The sequence below is a fragment of the Chryseobacterium sp. C-71 genome, from assembly GCF_020911865.1.
In the GTDB taxonomy this organism is placed as follows: Bacteria; Bacteroidota; Bacteroidia; order Flavobacteriales; family Weeksellaceae; genus Chryseobacterium.
Map to the genome: position 1 here is coordinate 2055312 of NZ_CP087131.1, position 18924 is coordinate 2074235.

The 18924-nt window shown below is 35.3% G+C and carries 15 protein-coding genes; 4 read left to right on the forward strand and 11 right to left on the reverse strand.

The window, feature by feature from the left end; all coding sequences use genetic code 11:
* Nucleotides 1–3: 3 nt before the first annotated feature.
* The 7 genes from LNP04_RS09380 to LNP04_RS09410 form a co-directional block, all read right to left on the reverse strand.
* On the reverse strand, nucleotides 4–897 hold the full coding sequence (locus LNP04_RS09380) for a DUF6089 family protein (protein WP_229986218.1): 894 nt from the start codon (nucleotides 895–897) through the stop codon (nucleotides 4–6).
* Nucleotides 898–1107: 210 nt separating this feature from the next.
* Nucleotides 1108–3606 carry an exopolysaccharide transport family protein gene (locus LNP04_RS09385; protein ID WP_229986219.1) on the reverse strand — a complete coding sequence of 833 codons (2499 nt, stop codon included), beginning with the start codon at nucleotides 3604–3606 and terminating at the stop codon, nucleotides 1108–1110.
* A gap of 2 nt (nucleotides 3607–3608) precedes the next feature.
* Nucleotides 3609–4451: a polysaccharide biosynthesis/export family protein gene (locus tag LNP04_RS09390; protein ID WP_229986220.1), complete on the reverse strand. Its 843-nt coding sequence runs from the start codon at nucleotides 4449–4451 to the stop codon at nucleotides 3609–3611.
* Nucleotides 4452–4487: 36 nt separating this feature from the next.
* On the reverse strand, nucleotides 4488–5615 hold the full coding sequence (locus tag LNP04_RS09395) for a glycosyltransferase family 4 protein (RefSeq protein WP_229986221.1): 1128 nt from the start codon (nucleotides 5613–5615) through the stop codon (nucleotides 4488–4490).
* A 101-nt stretch (nucleotides 5616–5716) separates the two neighbouring features.
* Nucleotides 5717–6718 (reverse strand): glycosyltransferase family 2 protein, encoded by a 1002-nt coding sequence (locus tag LNP04_RS09400; protein ID WP_229986222.1) that lies wholly within the window; start codon nucleotides 6716–6718, stop codon nucleotides 5717–5719.
* A 3-nt stretch (nucleotides 6719–6721) separates the two neighbouring features.
* Nucleotides 6722–7792: a formimidoylglutamase gene (locus LNP04_RS09405; RefSeq protein ID WP_229986223.1), complete on the reverse strand. Its 1071-nt coding sequence runs from the start codon at nucleotides 7790–7792 to the stop codon at nucleotides 6722–6724.
* A 308-nt stretch (nucleotides 7793–8100) separates the two neighbouring features.
* Nucleotides 8101–9186, reverse strand: a complete 1086-nt coding sequence (locus LNP04_RS09410) for a glycoside hydrolase family protein (RefSeq protein ID WP_229986224.1) — start codon at nucleotides 9184–9186, stop codon at nucleotides 8101–8103.
* A 279-nt stretch (nucleotides 9187–9465) separates the two neighbouring features.
* On the opposite strand from LNP04_RS09410, the gene LNP04_RS09415 reads away from it, so the two are divergent.
* Nucleotides 9466–10401 (forward strand): S9 family peptidase, encoded by a 936-nt coding sequence (locus LNP04_RS09415; protein WP_229986225.1) that lies wholly within the window; start codon nucleotides 9466–9468, stop codon nucleotides 10399–10401.
* Between the two features lie 75 nt (nucleotides 10402–10476).
* On the opposite strand, the gene LNP04_RS09420 is transcribed toward LNP04_RS09415, so the two are convergent.
* On the reverse strand, nucleotides 10477–11220 hold the full coding sequence (locus tag LNP04_RS09420; RefSeq protein WP_229986226.1) for a DUF6261 family protein: 744 nt from the start codon (nucleotides 11218–11220) through the stop codon (nucleotides 10477–10479).
* A gap of 165 nt (nucleotides 11221–11385) precedes the next feature.
* Complete coding sequence (locus tag LNP04_RS09425) at nucleotides 11386–11763, reverse strand: helix-turn-helix domain-containing protein (RefSeq protein WP_229986227.1); 378 nt, start codon at nucleotides 11761–11763, stop codon at nucleotides 11386–11388.
* Nucleotides 11764–11926: 163 nt separating this feature from the next.
* On the opposite strand from LNP04_RS09425, the gene LNP04_RS09430 reads away from it, so the two are divergent.
* From LNP04_RS09430 to LNP04_RS09440, 3 genes are read left to right on the forward strand one after another with little or no spacing between them, the layout of a single operon-like run.
* Nucleotides 11927–13477, forward strand: coding sequence for a hypothetical protein (locus LNP04_RS09430; protein WP_229986228.1), 1551 nt, complete (start codon nucleotides 11927–11929; stop codon nucleotides 13475–13477).
* A gap of 13 nt (nucleotides 13478–13490) precedes the next feature.
* Nucleotides 13491–14072: a DUF6705 family protein gene (locus LNP04_RS09435; RefSeq protein WP_229986229.1), complete on the forward strand. Its 582-nt coding sequence runs from the start codon at nucleotides 13491–13493 to the stop codon at nucleotides 14070–14072.
* 5 nt (nucleotides 14073–14077) lie between these two features.
* Complete coding sequence (locus LNP04_RS09440; RefSeq protein ID WP_229986230.1) at nucleotides 14078–14725, forward strand: hypothetical protein; 648 nt, start codon at nucleotides 14078–14080, stop codon at nucleotides 14723–14725.
* Between the two features lie 287 nt (nucleotides 14726–15012).
* Here LNP04_RS09440 and topA read toward each other — a convergent pair whose 3' ends face one another.
* Together topA and LNP04_RS09450 are read right to left on the reverse strand one after the other, a co-directional pair.
* Nucleotides 15013–17592 carry a type I DNA topoisomerase gene (topA, locus tag LNP04_RS09445; protein ID WP_229986231.1) on the reverse strand — a complete coding sequence of 860 codons (2580 nt, stop codon included), beginning with the start codon at nucleotides 17590–17592 and terminating at the stop codon, nucleotides 15013–15015.
* Nucleotides 17593–17641: 49 nt separating this feature from the next.
* Nucleotides 17642–18796, reverse strand: coding sequence for a hypothetical protein (locus LNP04_RS09450; protein WP_229986232.1), 1155 nt, complete (start codon nucleotides 18794–18796; stop codon nucleotides 17642–17644).
* Nucleotides 18797–18924 lie beyond the last annotated feature (128 nt).

Sequence of the window (18924 nt, forward strand, 5' to 3'; positions counted from 1 at the left end):
TAATTAATCACAATAACATGGTGGTCTTCCGAAAGAATAGGTCAATCCTAAACTAAAGGTATTCATCCAGTCTTTTGACTCAGGATCACCCACCGTTCTTTTATTTAAGAAAGCAGCTTCTCTCTCTTTTGAAACTGCAAAATAATCCCCTGTCTGCAAAAGCGATCCGCCAGTAGAAGGGTTTATGATATCAGCATTATAATTTGAAATCAAATCTTTAGATAATATTCTGCTGTGATCTAACTGATCTGTCAAAGTATATCTGAATGTAGCTTCTGCAAATACTGCCCAGCCATGATTGAATTTATATTTTAAACCAACTCCGAAAGGGATATGAGCAACAGTTTTTCTTCCCATTGTATATTCTGTAGTTGTAACGAAATCTAGTTCATCAACCGGCGCCTGTGCTACCCCATCAGCATTTCTTCTATAGTCATGATTTAATGTTGCTTTTGGAGCGTCAAACATCAAACCTCCAACACCGGCAAAAATATAAGGACTCAACATGCTTAACTGCTCATTGTTCACCGGGAAGAAATTGTATTCGAATACAACGCTTGCTTCATACACATTGTTCTTACCAAATGAATTTCTATTTCTTCTATACTCTTCTTTAGCAGCTTTATCGCTAAACTGTACCTGATTGTAACCTAAATCTACTCTCACAGTCTGGTGAGGGTTAAAATTAAATCTATATAACAAACCACCATAAAAAGGAACTCCCCAGTCTGAAACCCTGTCCAAATCCAATGGTTGTTGCAGAATATAATTGGTTTTTCCTATATCACCTACTAAATTACTCATCCCAAGACGAATTCCCAATTCATTTCTTTGTGCCTTTATACTTACCATTGTGCCTAAGAGGGTAAGGAAGCTAAACAATAATTTTTTATTCATAGAAGAATATGGATTTATGGTTATTTTAAAAATTAATTTTTGCAAATATAAAACATTTTTATATTAATGATAACCTTAATGTTTCGTTAAAAATAAACAAAAAAACATAATTTGTTATAAAGTAAACGACAAACAAGCAAAATTATTCTTTTTTTAACAGATCCTGTTTTCTCAGATAACAGCAAACCCCCATTTATTGAGGGCTTGATATTATTTATTTTTAGTAAAAATTGCTTTAACTATGTTTCGTATTTTTATAAGCATCGGCTCTTTGTAATTTTTGTCTTCATCAAAATAGCCATAACCGTAACCGTAGCCATAACCGTAACCATAGCCGTAACCATAACCCTGTTTCACCACGTAATCATTATACACGAATCCTAGATTCTTAATCTCATCATTGTGATATTTTTCTGTAATCATTTTCAACATATACTTTTCTGTATACTCATGACGCACTACGTATAAATTGGCATCAGAATGCTTCATCAAATCATAAGAGTCTGCAACCAATCCTACTGGTGGAGAGTCGATAATGATAAAATCATATCTTGTTTTAAGCTCCTCAATAAGCTGAAGGTTTTTTGCACTCATCAAAAGCTCCGATGGGTTTGGCGGAATAGGCCCCGATGTAGCAACATCTAAATTAGGAATTTTGGTTTTATTAATGATTTGCTCAATCGTGACTTCACCTGTAAGGTAATTTGAAATACCATTTTTATTATCGATATTAAAATCTCCGAAAATTTTAGGCTTTCTTAGATCCATCCCTAATAAGATCGTTTTTTTATCACTTAATCCTAACACAGAAGCTAAGTTGATAGAAACATAGGTTTTTCCTTCACCTCCTACAGAAGAAGTTATCAAGATAACTTTACTTTTACCATCTTCATTGGATAAGAATCTCATATTTGCTCTAATACCTCTAAAAGCCTCAGAAACAGATGATTTTGGAGATTCTAAAACGGTCAACATATTTTCACTGTTATTATTCCCAATAACACCCAGTAGTGGGATTTTTGTTGCGCTTAGTAATTCTTTGATGTTTCTTATTTTGCTGTCTAAGAGTCCGCCTATCAGAATTAGTACAAACGGCAAAGCTAATAAGCCTCCGATGATTGCCATTTTAGTACCTTTCACATTCGGTCCGATTGGGCCTTGTCCCAGATTCTTTGCCGGGTCAATAACCGTAATATCAGATTGATTGGTTGCCAATCTCATCTGGCTCTCGTTTTGTCTGCTCAACAAGCTGTTATAGGTAGCTTCAATCATGTTGTACCCCCTTTCAGCATCCAAATATTTTCTTTGCTTTTCAGGATAAGTTGACAGGTCAGAATTTGCTTCACCAACTTGCTGATCTATCTTGCTTAGTTGTTCGGTGTATACATTATAAACATTTCTTAATGAACCTGAAGAATTCTGTTTTGCTTCACTTATAAGCCTGTTAACTTCTTTAATGGGTTCAGAATTCGGAGTATAAATAGTAGATAATTCTCTTTTCTTAAGATATAAAGCTTTCAACTCAGATACAGAGGCAGTAAACAATCCGTCATCAAAGCCTGCGGCTGAAGAGCTGATCATTTTATCAAAATTTTGAGTTTCTACAGAATTTCTGATATTACTCAAAGAAGACATTTTGCTAAGAATTTCAGCTTTTTTTGCTTCAAGCTCTTTGATTCTCGTAAGCGACTTTTCGTCACGATTCGAAATATCGTATAGTTTTTCTGTAACTTTCAAGTAATTGAGAACAGCACCACTGGAATCTAACTTCTTTCGTATGCTGCCTAAACTTTCTTTAAGATAAAGTTCTGTATTTTTATCTACTTTTATTTTATCATTAAATCTTTTCTTCTGCAGCTCTAAAACAGATTTATTCAAGAAATTAACGGTACTATTAAGATTAAAACCTGTTTTGGTGATAATCATAATGGTATTAATCTCTTTATCAAAATCAACCCCTATAGTACCAATAATCCCGTTTACAGCATCATTTACCGTAGTTAAATTAACAATAACATTTTCTAATTTGATTTTAGGAGCCACAGGATTTGGCAATAATCTAAATCTTAAGTTTGGAGAAGTGTACCACTCGTTGACCTTTATTGTCTTATTGGCAGGTCTTTCAAAAGCATTAATACTCTGAAACCCTTCAAAATCATAAGAATATAGATTGGTAGATTCACCTTCCTCAGGCAAAACTACTTCATAGGAACCATTACCTTTCGGAATGAACGTAATCGGATAATTAACTTGCTGAAGGTGTTTTCTGTCAACCTCTAGAAATACTGGTGAATCATCTTTATCCAAATAAGTTGACTTAATGAGGCCTTTTGTCTGATAATTGACAAAGTAATTGAGTTCCTTCACCAAAAACTCGTTGTGAGATCTTGATAAAAGCATCTTTTTAAGATATACTCCATCCTGATTTCCATTTTGTCCCCAAATAAAATTAATTGATTGGCTGGGTGTAAAATAACTTGCAGTATTGCTTGATATACTCAGAGATAAGTTTGATGCATAAATACTTTGTGCATAATACTTCCCATAAAACCATGAAAAGCCATAGCCTAACAAAAGCATAAAAACAAACCAATACCAATTTTTCAGAAGTCTTCTTAAAAAATGTTCAACATCAAAAAGCATAAATGATCCAAATTTTTCTTTCTGAGCTGTATTTTTATCTACAGTAGCATCTTTTCCTGGAATCATAATTAAAGGTTTTTAAGAAGTAGATAAATTGATAATGCAGTAGTAATCACAGAAACTCCACTAATAATAGTTTGTATAGGATCTTTTCCGAAACCATTAAGTGCTCTTCTCTGGGTGGTAAGGAATATTTCGTCACCATTTTGCACATAATAATATGGAGAATTCATTACATCTTCTCTAGTAAGATCAATTTTTGCTTTTTTGATACCTTCCGGCAGCTTTCTGTAAACTACAATATTCTTACGATCTATTGTTCTGTTTAAGCCACCATTGATAGATATTGCCTCTGATAAAGTCAACGTATTTTTATAAACCTTTTTTTCTCCGGTAATCCCTGTCGTTTCAATATCTCCTAAAACATAATAGGTAATACCATCCGTATTAAGTCTTACTTCAGATTTTCCATCTTGAAAATTTTCATTGACCTTCTCCTGAATCTCCTGACTTATTTCTTCTATTGTTCTGCCTTCTGCTTTAATGTAGCCTATTCCAAAAACATTAATATCACCTTTTGAATCAACCCGCAAACCTTTCATGTAAATCAAAGCATTACCACCAGTTCCAGTTCCACCAGCTACTCCTACATTAACTCCTCCATTAGACCCTGAGGCATTTAACGTTGAATAAAACTGAGCGGCATCTCCCTTAGGAGTCGTAACAATATCAAGAGTCAACATATCATTTTTAGTAATTCTATACACGGGAATGTTGTAAGGAATCAGACCTTCTTCATTAATCACCAGACTTTCGCTTGGCTGCAAATATTTCACATCTTTTGAAGTGATGCAAGATGATAAAAGGAACGGTAGAATTAAAAATAAAATATACTTAAAGATTTTCATCATAATTAAATGTAGTTTGCAAAAATAGAAATTTAATTATTATTTTTTTAAATTATTGTTATTTCTCATCAAATAAAAGACATCCGGAAGATAAGCTCCCAGGAAACCCAATGCTAAAACTAAAATCAGCAGAAGATTCACATTACTGTGTCTCATAAAATAAGCTACTGCAACAATAAAAAGATAATACGTTATAATATAAAAGCTGGATCTTCTGTGCGTTAAATCAAGCTTTAATAGTTTATGGTGAATATGATTTTTGTCTGCCTCGAAAGGAGATTTTTTATTCCAAAGCCTGACTAAAATAACGTTAAGGGTATCAACAATGGGTAAAATCAAGATGGCAACAGCAATTACCGGAGCTGATTTTAGATGATACCGCGGGATATTCGGAAGTTTTTTATCTATAAAAATATCAATAAAACAAATACAGGTAAATGCCAGTAAAAATCCTAAAAGCATAGATCCCGTGTCTCCCATGAATATTTTGGTTGCCCGGTAATTTGACAAATTGTAATATAGAAACGCCAGCACCGAGCCAATAATAACCACAGAAAGTACAACTAAAGGATAGTTATATTCCCCTAAACGATAATAGCTAATGCCAAAAAGAGCACAGCATATTACTGAGTAACCGCCAGCCAAACCGTCAATTCCATCAATTAAGTTGAAAGCATTGATCAATATAACAAAAGTAACAATGGTAACAATTACACTTATCAGGTAATTAATTTGATAAATTCCGCAGATCCCGAAAAGATTTCTGATTCTTATATCAGAACCTATGACGATAAATGCAGAAACAACAATCTGAGCTACTAACTTTTTGTATGCTCTCATCACCACAATATCATCCATCACGCCTACATAAAGCAGAACAACGAGCGAGGCAAAGAGAAATTTATATAAATCAAAAAGCTCATAAGCAAAAACCGAAGTACAGATACCGATTGAATAAAACATGGCAATTCCGCCAAGATTGGGGATTTTTCTAAGGTGTGAGCTTCTCACGCCTGGTTCATCCATCAGATTTTTTCTTCTGGAAATTTTAATGATGGTGGGAATTGAGAAAAATGTGATTAAAAAAGAGAATAGAAAGCCCAGACCTATTTTTACATAAAAAATAGAAATTCCAGAGCTATATAAGAGCAATTCAAAATTCTTCATTTTTTTTCTATTAAGTACCTTTCGGGCTTAGTTGACCGAAAAGTCTTAGTGAAATATTTGTCAGTCATTTGTTATTCTGACAAATTTCTTATCACTTGTGTTTACATTAATTTTCTTATCAGTTTTTTTTGTCCTGCAAAAAAAAGCAGATAAAATATCTTTTTTTTCAGGGGCAAAGATAAAAGATAATTCGTATCAAAACGACTGTAATTCAATATATCTTTAAAATTAATATTCCGTTCTTGTATGAAAACCTCTAATTGATGCGACATTTTATAGAAAACATCTTCATCTTTCACAAATGCCAAATACGCCAAAAAGGTGTAAACGCCTTCCAAAATCTGGAAATCCTTCAGCTCTTTTACTTTGGTACAATACTGAGATTTTTGAAAAAAAACTTCCACATCTTTTACTGCCTTCAAAATATCCAAACCTTTTTCTGTATGCGTTTTTGATATGGAATCGGTACGTTCCAGATATTGATAATGAAAATTCTGTGTTTGCGCCAATGTTGTACACGCCAATAAAAGCTGCGGAATCAACTGAATATCTTCATAGTGAACTCCTTTTTTAAACCTTTTATTTTTAAAAAGTTCTTTTTTAAACAATTTATTACAGGCAAAATAGCTTAGATCAGAAAAGACAGAAAAGTTACTTTCCAAATCAATCTTCTCCGGCATATTGGGAACCTGCGTCAGCTTTTGAGTCACATTTCCATGCTCATCCACTTTTTGAATGTTGCAAATTACCATTTCAGCCTGATGTTTTAATGCTAAATTCAGCATTTCTTCAAACATCGTTTCCGTCACGTAATCATCACTGTCAACAAATCCCATATAATCTCCGGTTGCATGATCTATCCCAAAATTTCTGGCGTCACTTAAACCTCCGTTTTCTTTATTAAAAGCCTTAATTTTTTCGGGAAATCTTTGAGCGTAATCTTGGATTATTCTTTCAGAAGAATCTTTACTTCCGTCATTTACTACCAAAACTTCAATATTCTGATAGGTTTGATTCATCAAAGAATCAAGACATTTAGCCAAATAATTTTCGACATTATAAACCGGAACGATGATAGAAATTAAAGAGGGAACGTTTGTCATCGTTTAGCTTTTTGTAAATCTTGCGCTCAGCCAGCCTTTTTTTGCTTCATCGAAATCTTTCCTCGAACACGGAATACAGTTTTCAATATTTTCATCATCTCCGAAATACCAAAGATTACTGAACGTATCGCGCTTGAAAGCATATTGTCTGTCCTCGATCAAAACATAAAACATTTCGTATTGTCTTTCTTTCGGGTGCGACTGCTGGATATTGATTCCTTCAATCAGATACCAGATCATTTGCGCCAAAAGCTGATGATTCAATTGATTTTCAGAATAAATATTATAGTTAAATATTCCTACAGACTTTAGATTTTCACTAAGTCCGATTTCTTTCATATAGGCACAAATTTCTCTTCTATTTAAACCATTTACTTGTGGATTCATCGAAAAAGCATCACTGAAACTTTCAATCGCATCACAATTTACCGTTACCAAATCTGCTTTTCTGAAAAACGGTTCGGTTTTTTCCGTAGAATTCATCATTTCAGCAAGGCGAATAATGTCGAACTCAACTTCTTTGATGAGCTTCACAGAATCCTGCTCGTTCAGATGTTTTTGATAGCCTAAATGATGATAATTTTTAATTGAGAAATTTTTTGAACCTAAAATTTTGCTTAAAAAAGTATGCTCATCAATCGTTTCACCTTGTTTTAGCGAAATAATATTGCTGATTTGAGTATAATTAATATTTTGCTGATGGTAATTTAATCCTGAAAACAAAGAAAAAGCAAAGTCATTTGAGCCGCCAATAATCACCGGAATGGCTCTTTTAGAATGGCAAGCCGACAAAACTTCCTGCAAAATGTAATGAGAATCCTGCACCGATTTCCCTGAAACTAAATCTCCCAGATCCACAATCGGAATTTCAAAATCAAGCTGTGAAAGCTTATAAAATTCTTTTCTAACCGCTGTAAAATCCTGCACTTCTGCATCGCCATTTGCACCTCTGTAATCAGAAACAAAAAGCAAAACAATGCTGTCTTCTTTTATATCCTTGGTAATTTTATTTCCGATTTGCCAGTTTTCTGTCCTGAAATTTCTGGGTGAAATGATAAAATCTTCAAAATCCATGTGCTTAAATACTTATTAAAGCTCAAAAATATTAAAATTAAATGAGGAAGCAGAGTTTAGAAATCAGATTTTTAGATGTGGAAGTCATTCTTTGTCATCAAGATCGTTTCTTTTAAACCGTTTTCAAACGCTATGCTCGAAAAAGCTTGTTAATTAATTGAAAATATTATTCGATTGACAAGAGCTTTCCACTCAACGATGTTCGCTAGCAGGAAAAGATTCAGAATTTACTTTAATGAGAATTTGCTGTGAAACCAACCTTGTCAAAGTTTTGAACTTTGACAAGGTTTTAACGCACCTAATTAATTTTAGCCCTTCAAAATCTCAAACACAAACGTTGTAGAGGTCTCAAACTTCCCGCCCTGCGTGGCTCCGAATAAAAACTGAGGTCTTTTCCCGTCTTTACTCATCAAAATCATCGGTCTTTCCAACCTCCCAAATCTTTTTAGATGTTTCGGCGGAGCTGTTTCTTTGATGTAATGCTGCATATTGAGATAGGCAATTTCGGGTTTTTTCCATTTGACGCCGTCTTTTGTTGTTAAATGCAAACCGTATTCATGGTTGAAAAATCCCATATCCCGGGCAACCATGTGAAATTTTCCATTTTGTTTCCAGATAAACGCATCTTCTAACTGAGCATTGTTGGGCAAAGAAGAAAAATCAATCACCGGATTTTCAGAGACTTTTGTGTAAGGTCCGGCTGGATAATCTGCTTTTGCCAATCCATATTTTCGGTTTCCTCGCACAGCTCCTTTTTGAGTTTCATATTCTTCGGTGTTCCAGGATTTGTAGAAGAGCCAGTATTTTCCGTCGTTTCCTTTTACAAATGCTGGATTGGTGGTACAATGATCGTCCCACGCACCTTTTTCTCCGGGAAGAAGCAATGGTCGTTCAGGTCTTGTCCAATCTCCATCCAAACTTTTTGAAGTTGCTAATCCTATCCTTTTAGTATTCGTCTTTCCGTTGGAAGTCCCCATAAAGAACAGATAATACTGATCATCTACTTTTTTAATTAATGGATTGTGACACGTTGTTGCATCCCAAAACTCGCCGCCTCTAGGAGCAAGAACAATCTGCTTGTGCTGAAATTCTTCAAAAGGCGAGTTGGCTTCTGCACGGCAGATCTCAGAACCGTTGAGCCAGCCGCCCATTCCTTTTTCTTTTTTCCAGCGGGAGTAGAAAAGATGCACTTTACCGTCTTCGCCCCAAATCGGAGATGAACACCAGATATAGTAGCCATCCAGTTCTAATGATCTTCCGATGGGTTTTAAATTAAAATAAGGCTTGTCTGAAAAATCAAATGCACGGCTAAATGATGAACTGAAGAATACTGCTGCAATTCCTAAAGCTGAAGTTTGCAAAAAATCTCTGCGGGTGTATTTTGACTGGCTCATTGTATTTGATTTTCAGCTAATGTAGAAGAAAGCTATTCAAATAGTGTCCTGCGGTTTCGGGTTTACGTTTTTAAATAATATTGTTTTAAATGTTTTTAAATTATTCAATTTTTTAAATCTAAACTATTCAGTCTAAAAGGATAGAAATTGAGGTAAGAAGATTGACTAGTAAAGATTTTTGGAGTGGGAAAATCGTTATATTTGACTGATTAATAATAGAAAAAAACAGCTAACACCACCCCAAGACTTCATTACTAATAGAGACCGACTAAACCAAAAATGAAAATGAAAACTATAAATAAACCGACTGTTTGTAAAAAGATCGTAAGTAGAAAACAATTTTGCAGAAATCTTCTTTTGGTATTATTTCTTTTGGTCACTGCTACTCACGTGATGGCAGTTCCGCCAGACTTTACCACCAAAAATATAAAATTTCTAAGCGAAGGAGACTCGCTTGCAGGAACTATTTATAAGCCTGATCATATTTCTGCAGCTGTTGTACTTATTCACGGATCCGGACAAGAAAAAAGGATGACAAAGTTTGCAACACTACTGGCTAAAAATGGGATTGCTGTTTTAACTTACGACAAACGTGGTGTCGGAGAATCTGGCGGTATCTATGCCGGACCGGAAGTAGGAACCAATAATGTGGACGCCGCCAATCTTAATCTTCTATCTATGGATGCGAGTGCTGCAGTGGAGGTCTTCTCCAACTATTTATCAAACAAGCAAATCCCAATAGGCTTAACCGGTGCAAGCCAGGCTGGATGGATCATTCCGTTGACTGCAGAGAAGAATAAGAAAGTCAAATTTATGGCGATTTTCAGTGGTGCATTGATAACGGTGAAAGAGCAACTTAGGTTTCAGTTTTACACCAACGGAAACTCAAAATTTTGGGATACGCATACAGAAGAAGATGCCCGCAAACACACCATGACCGACCCGGACAAATACGAATTTACAGATACTGATCCTCAAGATGTTCTTTCCAAATTATCAATTCCTGGACTATGGATTTTTGGAGGAAAAGATATTCAAGTACCCGTGAATCTATCCATTGAACACCTCAACACCTTAAAGTCCAAAGGCAAACGCTATGAGTATAGATTATTTCCGGAATTAGGGCATAATACGGCGTTCTCAAAATCCGAAGAGCCTATGAATGAAGCTATAAGATGGATGAAAAATATAAAAATAATGATAGCAAAAAAGTAATAACAGCAAATATAGCATCTCAAAAAGCGGGATATTTAGCATAAAAAAACCACCATATCCGGTGGCTTCAACTGTTTAGGATTTATCAGGAGTTTCAGGAGTTTCCAACGAGGAATTATCAGTTCTGTTGATAAGCAGATTGTTGTACTGATCGGTCAATGCATTCAGCTGATTGATTACCGTAGCGTAAGGTGATGGCGGAGTTTCTATCAATAAGTGAAGCGCATCAATCCTGTCTCGCAACGCATAATAGGCAGTATTGGTTTCTTCTCTTTTTGTTTTAATGGTTTCCGGATTGGCGTCACCATATTCCTGAGTACGAGAAAGATATTTGTTATTAAATTCTTCATTGGCAACCTTCATTTCATTGACCCATGCAAAAATATTGAATGAGCTGATGGCATCTATAAGCTCTGGTTTGTTTTCCCAATCACGGAGAAGGTTGTTGAGCGTGGCGGTTTCTGCCTGATAATTGAGGCGGGCAATACCGCTACCATAGAGTGCCATATTGGCAAGAAGTGACTGTGCCTTCTGTTGCAGATCTGCATCGTAATGGTAGCTATAGCCAAGAAGGAAATAATAAATCCCGTTGATGGCATTATCTCTTCTTTCATCCAATGTTAGAAGTTCCTGTGTTTTTTCACTAGCCAATGCTTTTTTGTAGAGCGCTTCCAGCTCTGTTGTTTTAGTTGTCAGAACTGCAAGTTTTGCTTCAATCCCTAACTGTTCCGGAGTATTCAGATTGATTATTCCTAAGTAGTCTTTTACGTATTGCAAATATTCTGCATTACGAAGTAATTTTAATTCAATTGCGTTCATATTTTTAAAATGTTTTGTTTCGTATCATTTACCGGAAACTTTATCGCAGGGTTGCAACAGGGTTTCCCGATTACCGGAAAGCTTGTTGCAGGGGTGCAATAATCTTTCCCTGCTTCCGGAAAGTATGTTGCGAGGGTGTGAGAAGCTTTCCGGAAACAGGGAAAGCTAGTTGTTACCCTCAGACTTGTTTTTCCAGTACTCTACCTGTTCTTTTAATTCTTTGATGCGCTCTTCGTACTGTTCTACAAGTTTTTCAGATAAGAATGAATTTATCGTAGTTATAGTTCCAACATTTTGAAAAGCAAAACCACCTAATTGATCTAAACTGCTAAAGTTATTTGTTTCATCAATTAAAAAATCTTCGGGCTTTACTTCAAAAATTTCGCTGAGCTTTTCAATATGAGCTGCCCAAGAATGACTCTCCCCTGTTTCTATTCTTGCATAAGCAGATTGGGAAATATGTAGTTTATCTGCCATATCTTCCTGAGAAAAGCCTTTAGATTTTCTCAGTCTTTTTATTTTTTCTGCAACGTTGTTGGTCATGTCATTTTATTTTCAAACAAATATAAAAATAAATTCTCTTACAATGGTTTACCCGAATATCGGGTAGCTTTATGCAAAAACAGGTTTTGCCTCACAAAAAATAATTTTCACTTTTGTATGGTGAATTATTTATATATTTAACAACTAAAAATTAACACACTTTATGAAAAACAAATTATTTCTCAGGCTCTGCCTAATAGTCGTCGTACTGTCTTTCAACTCCTGCCGACAGGATCTTCTTCCGGAAAAGGAAACGTACAACAACAGTAGCGCATTTCAGCTCACTTCTAAAAGAGTTTCCCTTAACGAATCTAAACACAAAGCACAGCTTTTCCCTGAAATTGAGAACGCTGAAGCTAAGTTTAAAGCTTTTGCCAAAAACAATGCACAAGGCAAAATTGTGAATTATGCCAACGGAGTTTCCATAGACACCGATAATGTGATCTACATAGAAAACGGAGCCAATTTTCACACGTACACCTTTAATATTAAAAGAGCAAACGCTCCCGAAACCGCACCGCTGGAAAACCTTTTGCTGATACCTGAAACCGACGGAAGCTACAAAGAGTTTTTGGTGACTTACAACCTTACGTTGCAGGAAAGAGAGAAAGTAAGAAACGGAGAGCCTGTGAATACGGAAGGAAAAACAACTATTACGGAGCTTGCAAAAGGAAGTTTCAATAGTGGCGGACAGTTGGCAAAGATGACCTGCAATTGGACTGAGGAAACCATTTGGCAGGGTTGTAGTCATGTAGTCAATGGTGTATCAATGCACAATCAATCTAATGTGAGTGAATGGTATCTATGTAAGGCCGATGTAAAGCCAAGTGTATACACCGTAATAACAGGAGGTTGCAATATGGGGGAATTACCTGAGCATATAGCACCAGTAGATGGAGGCTCGGGACCCGGAGGAGGTGCAGGAGGCAATGGCCACGATCCTTGTACGAGTGTTGCCAGTGGCCCCGGCCAGGTTGGCATCATCGATTCTAATGGGTGTAGCCCGGGAGCGCCAACACAGCCGAATGATCCTAATCAGGATAATAGAACACCATGCGAGGTATTAAGAGATAATTCTGCAGATCCTGTATTTCAAGGAAAATTGGATAGTCTTAAAAACAGAGTAACGACATATAACGATAAACACGAAACAAGCATCACTGTAAAGAAAACCAAAAACATAAGCTATAAAGTAAGTGCAACACCGGTAGATATAGGTTTTAGCGGTACAATGTCTGTGAAACTTGATCTTTCACCTTATGATATTGCACAAATGCACAATCACGTGAAAGATTATCTGCCCATGTTTTCTTTTGGCGATATTGTAGCTTATTATCAAGGTTATCAGTATCTTGTTGCATCAAGGAAACCAATATATGTTTCTTATGTGACCAGTGAAAATGGTACCACGTATGCTATAAAATTCAATGATCCATCGTTTTTGAATACACTTTTTGCAGGGCTTGATTTGGATAATACTGAACAGGAAAAAGTGGCAAAAGAAAAAATGAAAAAATTATTTAAAAGGTATGGAGAAGATGAGAATCCCTATACTCAAATTAGGGCAGAAGAATTGCTGATTGACGTACTTAATAGCCCAGAGATGGGCGGTGGCAACGGCATACATATTTACAGGAAAGACGGCAATAATTGGGGAAAACTATCCTGCGATGCTGATGGCATCATCAATAAAGAAAATTGTACTTTTAATTAAAATTTTAACAAAAATGAAAAACATACTTATACTCATCATTTTCATATCAGCTTTAAGTTGCAAAGCACAATCAACCATCATCGATATTGTTAATGAATGTAATGACAACAATCATAATTATACAAACGGAAGTGTATATCTAAAAGACATAAGCAATGTGTACCAACCCTTTATAGGTACCTGGAAATGGACTGAAGGTAATCGGGAAATGACTTTGGTTTTGATAAAGCAGACTAAGCACAATTACAATGATACAGGTAATGATAATTATTATGAGGATAGGTTGGTTGGTTATTACATATACAAAGAAAATGGGGTGACACTAATAGATACGTCTAATGATAACTTACAAAAAGATTTTGGAATTACAGTCAATTTTCAGATATACTGTAATAATTCTGATAATGTACATACTGTTTTTTTTACGGATATACCTAAGAACAAAGATTACGAAGTAAAGCTTGAAAAATTATCACCTACTCAGATAAAGTTTAATGGTAAGATGGGGCAGTACAGCATTATGCCAAGCAAAATACCGAAAATTATTCATGGTGGGTATAGTTTTCCGTTAGAGATGACTTTTACAAAGCAGTAATGAATATGAAATCATTTGTTTTTATTTTTATTTTTCAATATACATATTTGTACTCACAAAAGTATGAGAAATATGATCAGATTTTTTTTATAGGTGAAAGGATTAAAACTAGACACTTAGAAATAAAAAGAAGCTATAAGCTTTATCAATCAAGCCGCAAAGATTGCGAAATTGATAAAGATGACAATTGTTATCCTGACGTCACCAAAAGTAATAATTTTAGGATTGGAACAGAATCGTACACTACTTATAAAATCATAAAATTACTCAAGGGCAAATACGATAAAGATACTGTTGAGTATATAAGTATAAAGTATCATGAGGAACTTCCTATTTTTGAAAGCCAGCAAGCAAATAAAAGTAAATATGCATTAATTGGCATATATTGGTTAGGTGGCAAATGGTTTCAGTCTTTTGCAGAGAAAGTATATCCAACAGAAAACCATCGATGGATTTTGCCTTATAAAGATACTTACCCTTTTATTAATTATGAGAAATTATTTCCTGAGAAATTAAGAAGATCAGAAAGAGTTAAAATTATAACAGACGACACATTTTATAATATAAAACATTATTCTAAACCCAATTTAGTAACGCCATATTACAGGAAAAAAGAAAAATATGCAATTGTAACTAAGGCATTTGTTTTCTAAAGAAAAAAAATATTTATTTGCTATAACCTTTATATTGAGGTCATAATTTTTCATTGGAGATGGTTTTTACGAAGCAGTAATAAAAACGTCCTTTAACATAGGGCGTTTTTTGCTCTATTCGTTCTGATCTTTAACAAAAGCTATAATGAATTTCTGGTGACTTATCATCTAACTGAGCCCCCCAGTAAATACCAGAAGTTTCAATTTCGGTGGTCAATTGGTTTTAATTTCTTTATAAGAAGCTGAAAGCCCTCTTGTGATGATTCAAAAGGGGGATTTTATTAAATTTAAAACTTATTATTTCTAGCGGCTGGTTTCTTAGCCGGAGCTTTTTTAGCTGTTGTTGCCTTTTTTGCAGCTGGCTTTTTCGCTGCAGGTTTTTTCTTTTCTGCAAAAGCTTTAGGATCCTGTGCGGTAATCCACTTTTTAACCTCATCAAGAGAAACTTCTTTCAAGTCATCAGCTTCATACTTGGTGTCATCTTTTTTCTTTGGAATTTTGAACATGGCTTTTCCAAATTTAATGAAAGGTCCCCATCTTCCGTTTTCAAGAGAGATTTTTTCTTTTTCCCACTGTTGGATGTATCGGTTGGCTTCTTTCTCTAATTTAGCTTCTACCAATTCGTTGATGTCACTTTGAGAAAGGTTATCAAAATCATATCGTTTCGGCACATTGATAAAAATGCTCTGATATTTGATGAAAGGCCCGAATCTTCCCGTCCCTTTTGTGATAGGTTCACCTTTGAAGTTGGCGATAGGCGCATCGGCTAATTTCTTTTCAGCAATAATTTCTTCTGCACGGTTTTGATCTATAGAAAGTGGATCTTCACCTTTCGGAATACTGATATATGTTTCGCCCCATTTCACATAAGGCCCAAACCTTCCTACACCGATCGTTACCGACTGATCTTCGAAATCATTTAATTCAAATGGTAATTTAAACAACTCCAAAGCATCTTCTAAAGCGATGGTTGCAATATTTTGTCCGGCCATCAATGATGCGAAAATTGGTTTTTCTTCATCGTCCTGTTCCCCAATCTGAATCATCGGTCCGAATCTTCCGATTCTTGCATAAATGTTCTTTCCGGATTTTGGATCAACTCCTAAAAGACGTTCTCCGTTGGCACGGTCGGCATTTTCTTCTACATCTTCAATTCTCGGATGGAATTTTGAGTAGAAATCGGTCATCATTTCTTTCCACTTCTGTTCGCCGTTTGCAATTTCGTCAAAGCTTTCTTCAACTCTTGCTGTAAAACCGTAATCAAGAATTTCAGCGAAATTGTTCGTTAGGAAATCATTTACAACCTCACCAATATCGGTAGGAATAAATTTATTCTTATCGCCCCCGAATTTATCTTCAAGAACTTCTTTTTTGATTTTATCTTTTGCCAAAGATATTTTCACCACTTCACGAGTCTGCGGTTCCAATTCTCTTTTGTCTACATATTCACGGTTTTGAATAGTCTGAATGGTTGGCGCATACGTTGACGGACGGCCAATTCCCAATTCTTCCAGTTTTTTCACCAACATAGCTTCGGTAAATCTTGCTGCCGGTCTTGTGAATTTTTCTGTAGCGGTAATTTTTTTATAATCTAAAACTTCACCTAGGGTAACTTTTGGCAATAGTTTTTCGTTGTTTTCTTCGTCTTCGTCTTCAGTTTTTACGATTCCGTAAACCTTTAGGAAACCGTCGAAAATGATGACCTCACCCTGCGCTTCAAAATGCTGCGGAAGTTTTGCATTACCAATTTCGATCACAGTTTTCTCAATTTTGGCATTTGCCATCTGAGAAGCCAATGTTCTTCTGTAAATTAATTGGTATAATTTGCTCAACTGAACATCACCGATCGATTTTACAGAAAAATCTGTAGGCCGGATTGCCTCGTGAGCTTCCTGCGCTGAAGCAGATTTGGTGGTATATTTTCTTGGTGCAGAATACTCTGCTCCATATTCTGAAGTAATTTGATTTTTTGCACCTTCAATGGCTTCCTGAGAAAGGTTTACGGAGTCGGTTCTCATATAAGTAATGAATCCTTCTTCATATAATCTCTGAGCCAGACGCATGGTGTTGGTTACATTATAACCTAATCTTGAAGAAGCTTCCTGCTGAAGCGTAGAAGTCGTAAAGGGTGCAGAAGCAGAACGTGTTCCAGGTTTGGTTTCCACATTCAGAACTTTGAATTCTGTCGTTCTTGCTAATTCTAAGAATTTCTCTGCGTCTTCTTCTTTATCGAAATCTTTTTTAAGTTTTGCAGCGATTTCCTGTTCTGCTTTATTTAAGAAAACTCCATCAAGCTTGAAACTTGCTTTTGGAGTAAACTGACGAATTTCTTTTTCTCTTTCTACCACCAATCTTACAGCTACCGACTGCACTCTTCCTGCAGACAATCCCGGTTTTACTTTTTTCCAAAGTACGGGAGACATTTCGAAACCTACGATTCTGTCTAGAACTCTTCTCGCCTGTTGAGCGTTGACTAAGTTCTGATCAATATCTCTCGGATTCTCAATTGCTTTTAATATTGCATTTTTGGTAATCTCGTGAAAGACGATTCTTTTTCTGTTTTCCGGTTTTAGTTTTAATTCATCTGCCAAATGCCAGGCGATCGCTTCACCCTCGCGATCCTCATCGGAAGCGAGCCAAACCATTTCGGCTTTCTTTACGGCAGACTTTAATTCTGTGACCAATTTCTTTTTATCGGCGGAAACTTCGTAATCCGGACTGAAGGTGGCAAGGTCAATTCCCATTCCTTTTTTTGGAAGGTCACGGATGTGCCCGAAGCTCGATTTGACTTCGAAATCCTTCCCTAAATATTTCTGAATAGTTTTTGCTTTTGCCGGAGACTCGACGATTACTAAATTTTTCGACATCCTCTAAATTTTTGCAAAAGTAAAGCTTTTTTATTATATAGATTTTCCGTCAGACCATTTTATGCAATAATTCTATCGGCGCAATGAAGATTCTGTAGAAAAAACCTTCAAAAGTAAAGCCTCTTCCGGACATTTCTACACGATACGTCAACGATAAAATAATAATGAATAAGGTAACGTAGAATTTCAGATTTAATTTTAAAACTTCAGAACCTATAGAACCAGTGCTATCCTTCAACTGCATGGCGAAAAGCACAATCAGAAATATCATGTGAATGTACATCCATCTTCCCCAATCAATAGCCAAGTAAAACAGCGGTAATGAGAAAAGAAATGCACCTATTAATAAAATAGATGTCGCCTTTCGATGAGTTTGATATTTTAAATAAAATCCAATGTGAAAAACTGATATTAAAAAACTTATGACGTATAATCGGTATTCTTTAATATGTTCGATGATGTACTCTCTCTCATTGATATCCCAAAAGAAAATACCTTTTGTAAGGATCACTCCTCGTTGCTGAAGGATTTGTAAGGATTGTCCTTCATTGATATTTTTCCCTAAAAGAGCGATGAAAACTGCCGGAACAAAAACTGCGAAGATGTATTTTAAATATCTTTTTAATTCAACTTTTCCAGTTTTCAAATATAATGCGATCAGAAAATAAGGAATAAAAAACAAGGTTATTTCGTGGAAAAACATCGCAATAAAAAGTCCGCCACAAATGCAATATTCTTTTGATTTTGTGAGTGAATTCTTATTTAAATGATAAACGAAATACGCAAACAAAAAGAACACAATAAATTCTTTTTTACCAACATAATCTACACAGTTAAAAAGTCCTACAAACCCGATGGATGAAAGCAAAAGTGAGAGATAAAGAAAGGTTGCTTCTTTGTATTGAATCAATTTAAAATAAAAATAAAAAAAGCCTGAAATGATCATTACCTGAAAAAAGTAGACTAATAAATTTAATTTTAAACCTGAAATGTCCTGCAGCAGAAAAAAGAAACTTCCGGAAAGCCCTCTTCTTTTGAAACCACCATCCTGATAATTGATCAGCCAATCTCCTAAAATATATCCGTCTGATTTTACATTATGGAGATAGGTAAATGTAATCGCAAACAAGGCTGTTGCGGCAATAAGAACATAAATAAAGATCTTAATATTAAAAAAAGATAAAATTTTCTTGCGTATCATCATAAGTTTCTCAGATTTATTTCAACAAAAAAGAGAAGCAAAACAGCTCTTAAATTATTATATAAATCCGTTAATTTTGTAAAATCAAAAATAGGGATTTACAAATAGCTAAGCACTATTTTGTTTCTCTT

Coding starts and splice junctions, on each gene's coding strand:
- LNP04_RS09415 (WP_229986225.1), top strand. CDS start 9,466: ATGAAAATGAAAACTATAAATAAACCGACTGTTTGTAAAAAGATCGTA.
- LNP04_RS09380 (WP_229986218.1), bottom strand. CDS start 897: ATGAATAAAAAATTATTGTTTAGCTTCCTTACCCTCTTAGGCACAATG.
- LNP04_RS09400 (WP_229986222.1), bottom strand. CDS start 6,718: ATGACAAACGTTCCCTCTTTAATTTCTATCATCGTTCCGGTTTATAAT.
- topA (WP_229986231.1), bottom strand. CDS start 17,592: ATGTCGAAAAATTTAGTAATCGTCGAGTCTCCGGCAAAAGCAAAAACT.
- LNP04_RS09385 (WP_229986219.1), bottom strand. CDS start 3,606: ATGATTCCAGGAAAAGATGCTACTGTAGATAAAAATACAGCTCAGAAA.
- LNP04_RS09395 (WP_229986221.1), bottom strand. CDS start 5,615: ATGAAGAATTTTGAATTGCTCTTATATAGCTCTGGAATTTCTATTTTT.
- LNP04_RS09430 (WP_229986228.1), top strand. CDS start 11,927: ATGAAAAACAAATTATTTCTCAGGCTCTGCCTAATAGTCGTCGTACTG.
- LNP04_RS09425 (WP_229986227.1), bottom strand. CDS start 11,763: ATGACCAACAACGTTGCAGAAAAAATAAAAAGACTGAGAAAATCTAAA.
- LNP04_RS09405 (WP_229986223.1), bottom strand. CDS start 7,792: ATGGATTTTGAAGATTTTATCATTTCACCCAGAAATTTCAGGACAGAA.
- LNP04_RS09390 (WP_229986220.1), bottom strand. CDS start 4,451: ATGATGAAAATCTTTAAGTATATTTTATTTTTAATTCTACCGTTCCTT.
- LNP04_RS09410 (WP_229986224.1), bottom strand. CDS start 9,186: ATGAGCCAGTCAAAATACACCCGCAGAGATTTTTTGCAAACTTCAGCT.
- LNP04_RS09450 (WP_229986232.1), bottom strand. CDS start 18,796: ATGATGATACGCAAGAAAATTTTATCTTTTTTTAATATTAAGATCTTT.
- LNP04_RS09420 (WP_229986226.1), bottom strand. CDS start 11,220: ATGAACGCAATTGAATTAAAATTACTTCGTAATGCAGAATATTTGCAA.
- LNP04_RS09440 (WP_229986230.1), top strand. CDS start 14,078: ATGAAATCATTTGTTTTTATTTTTATTTTTCAATATACATATTTGTAC.
- LNP04_RS09435 (WP_229986229.1), top strand. CDS start 13,491: ATGAAAAACATACTTATACTCATCATTTTCATATCAGCTTTAAGTTGC.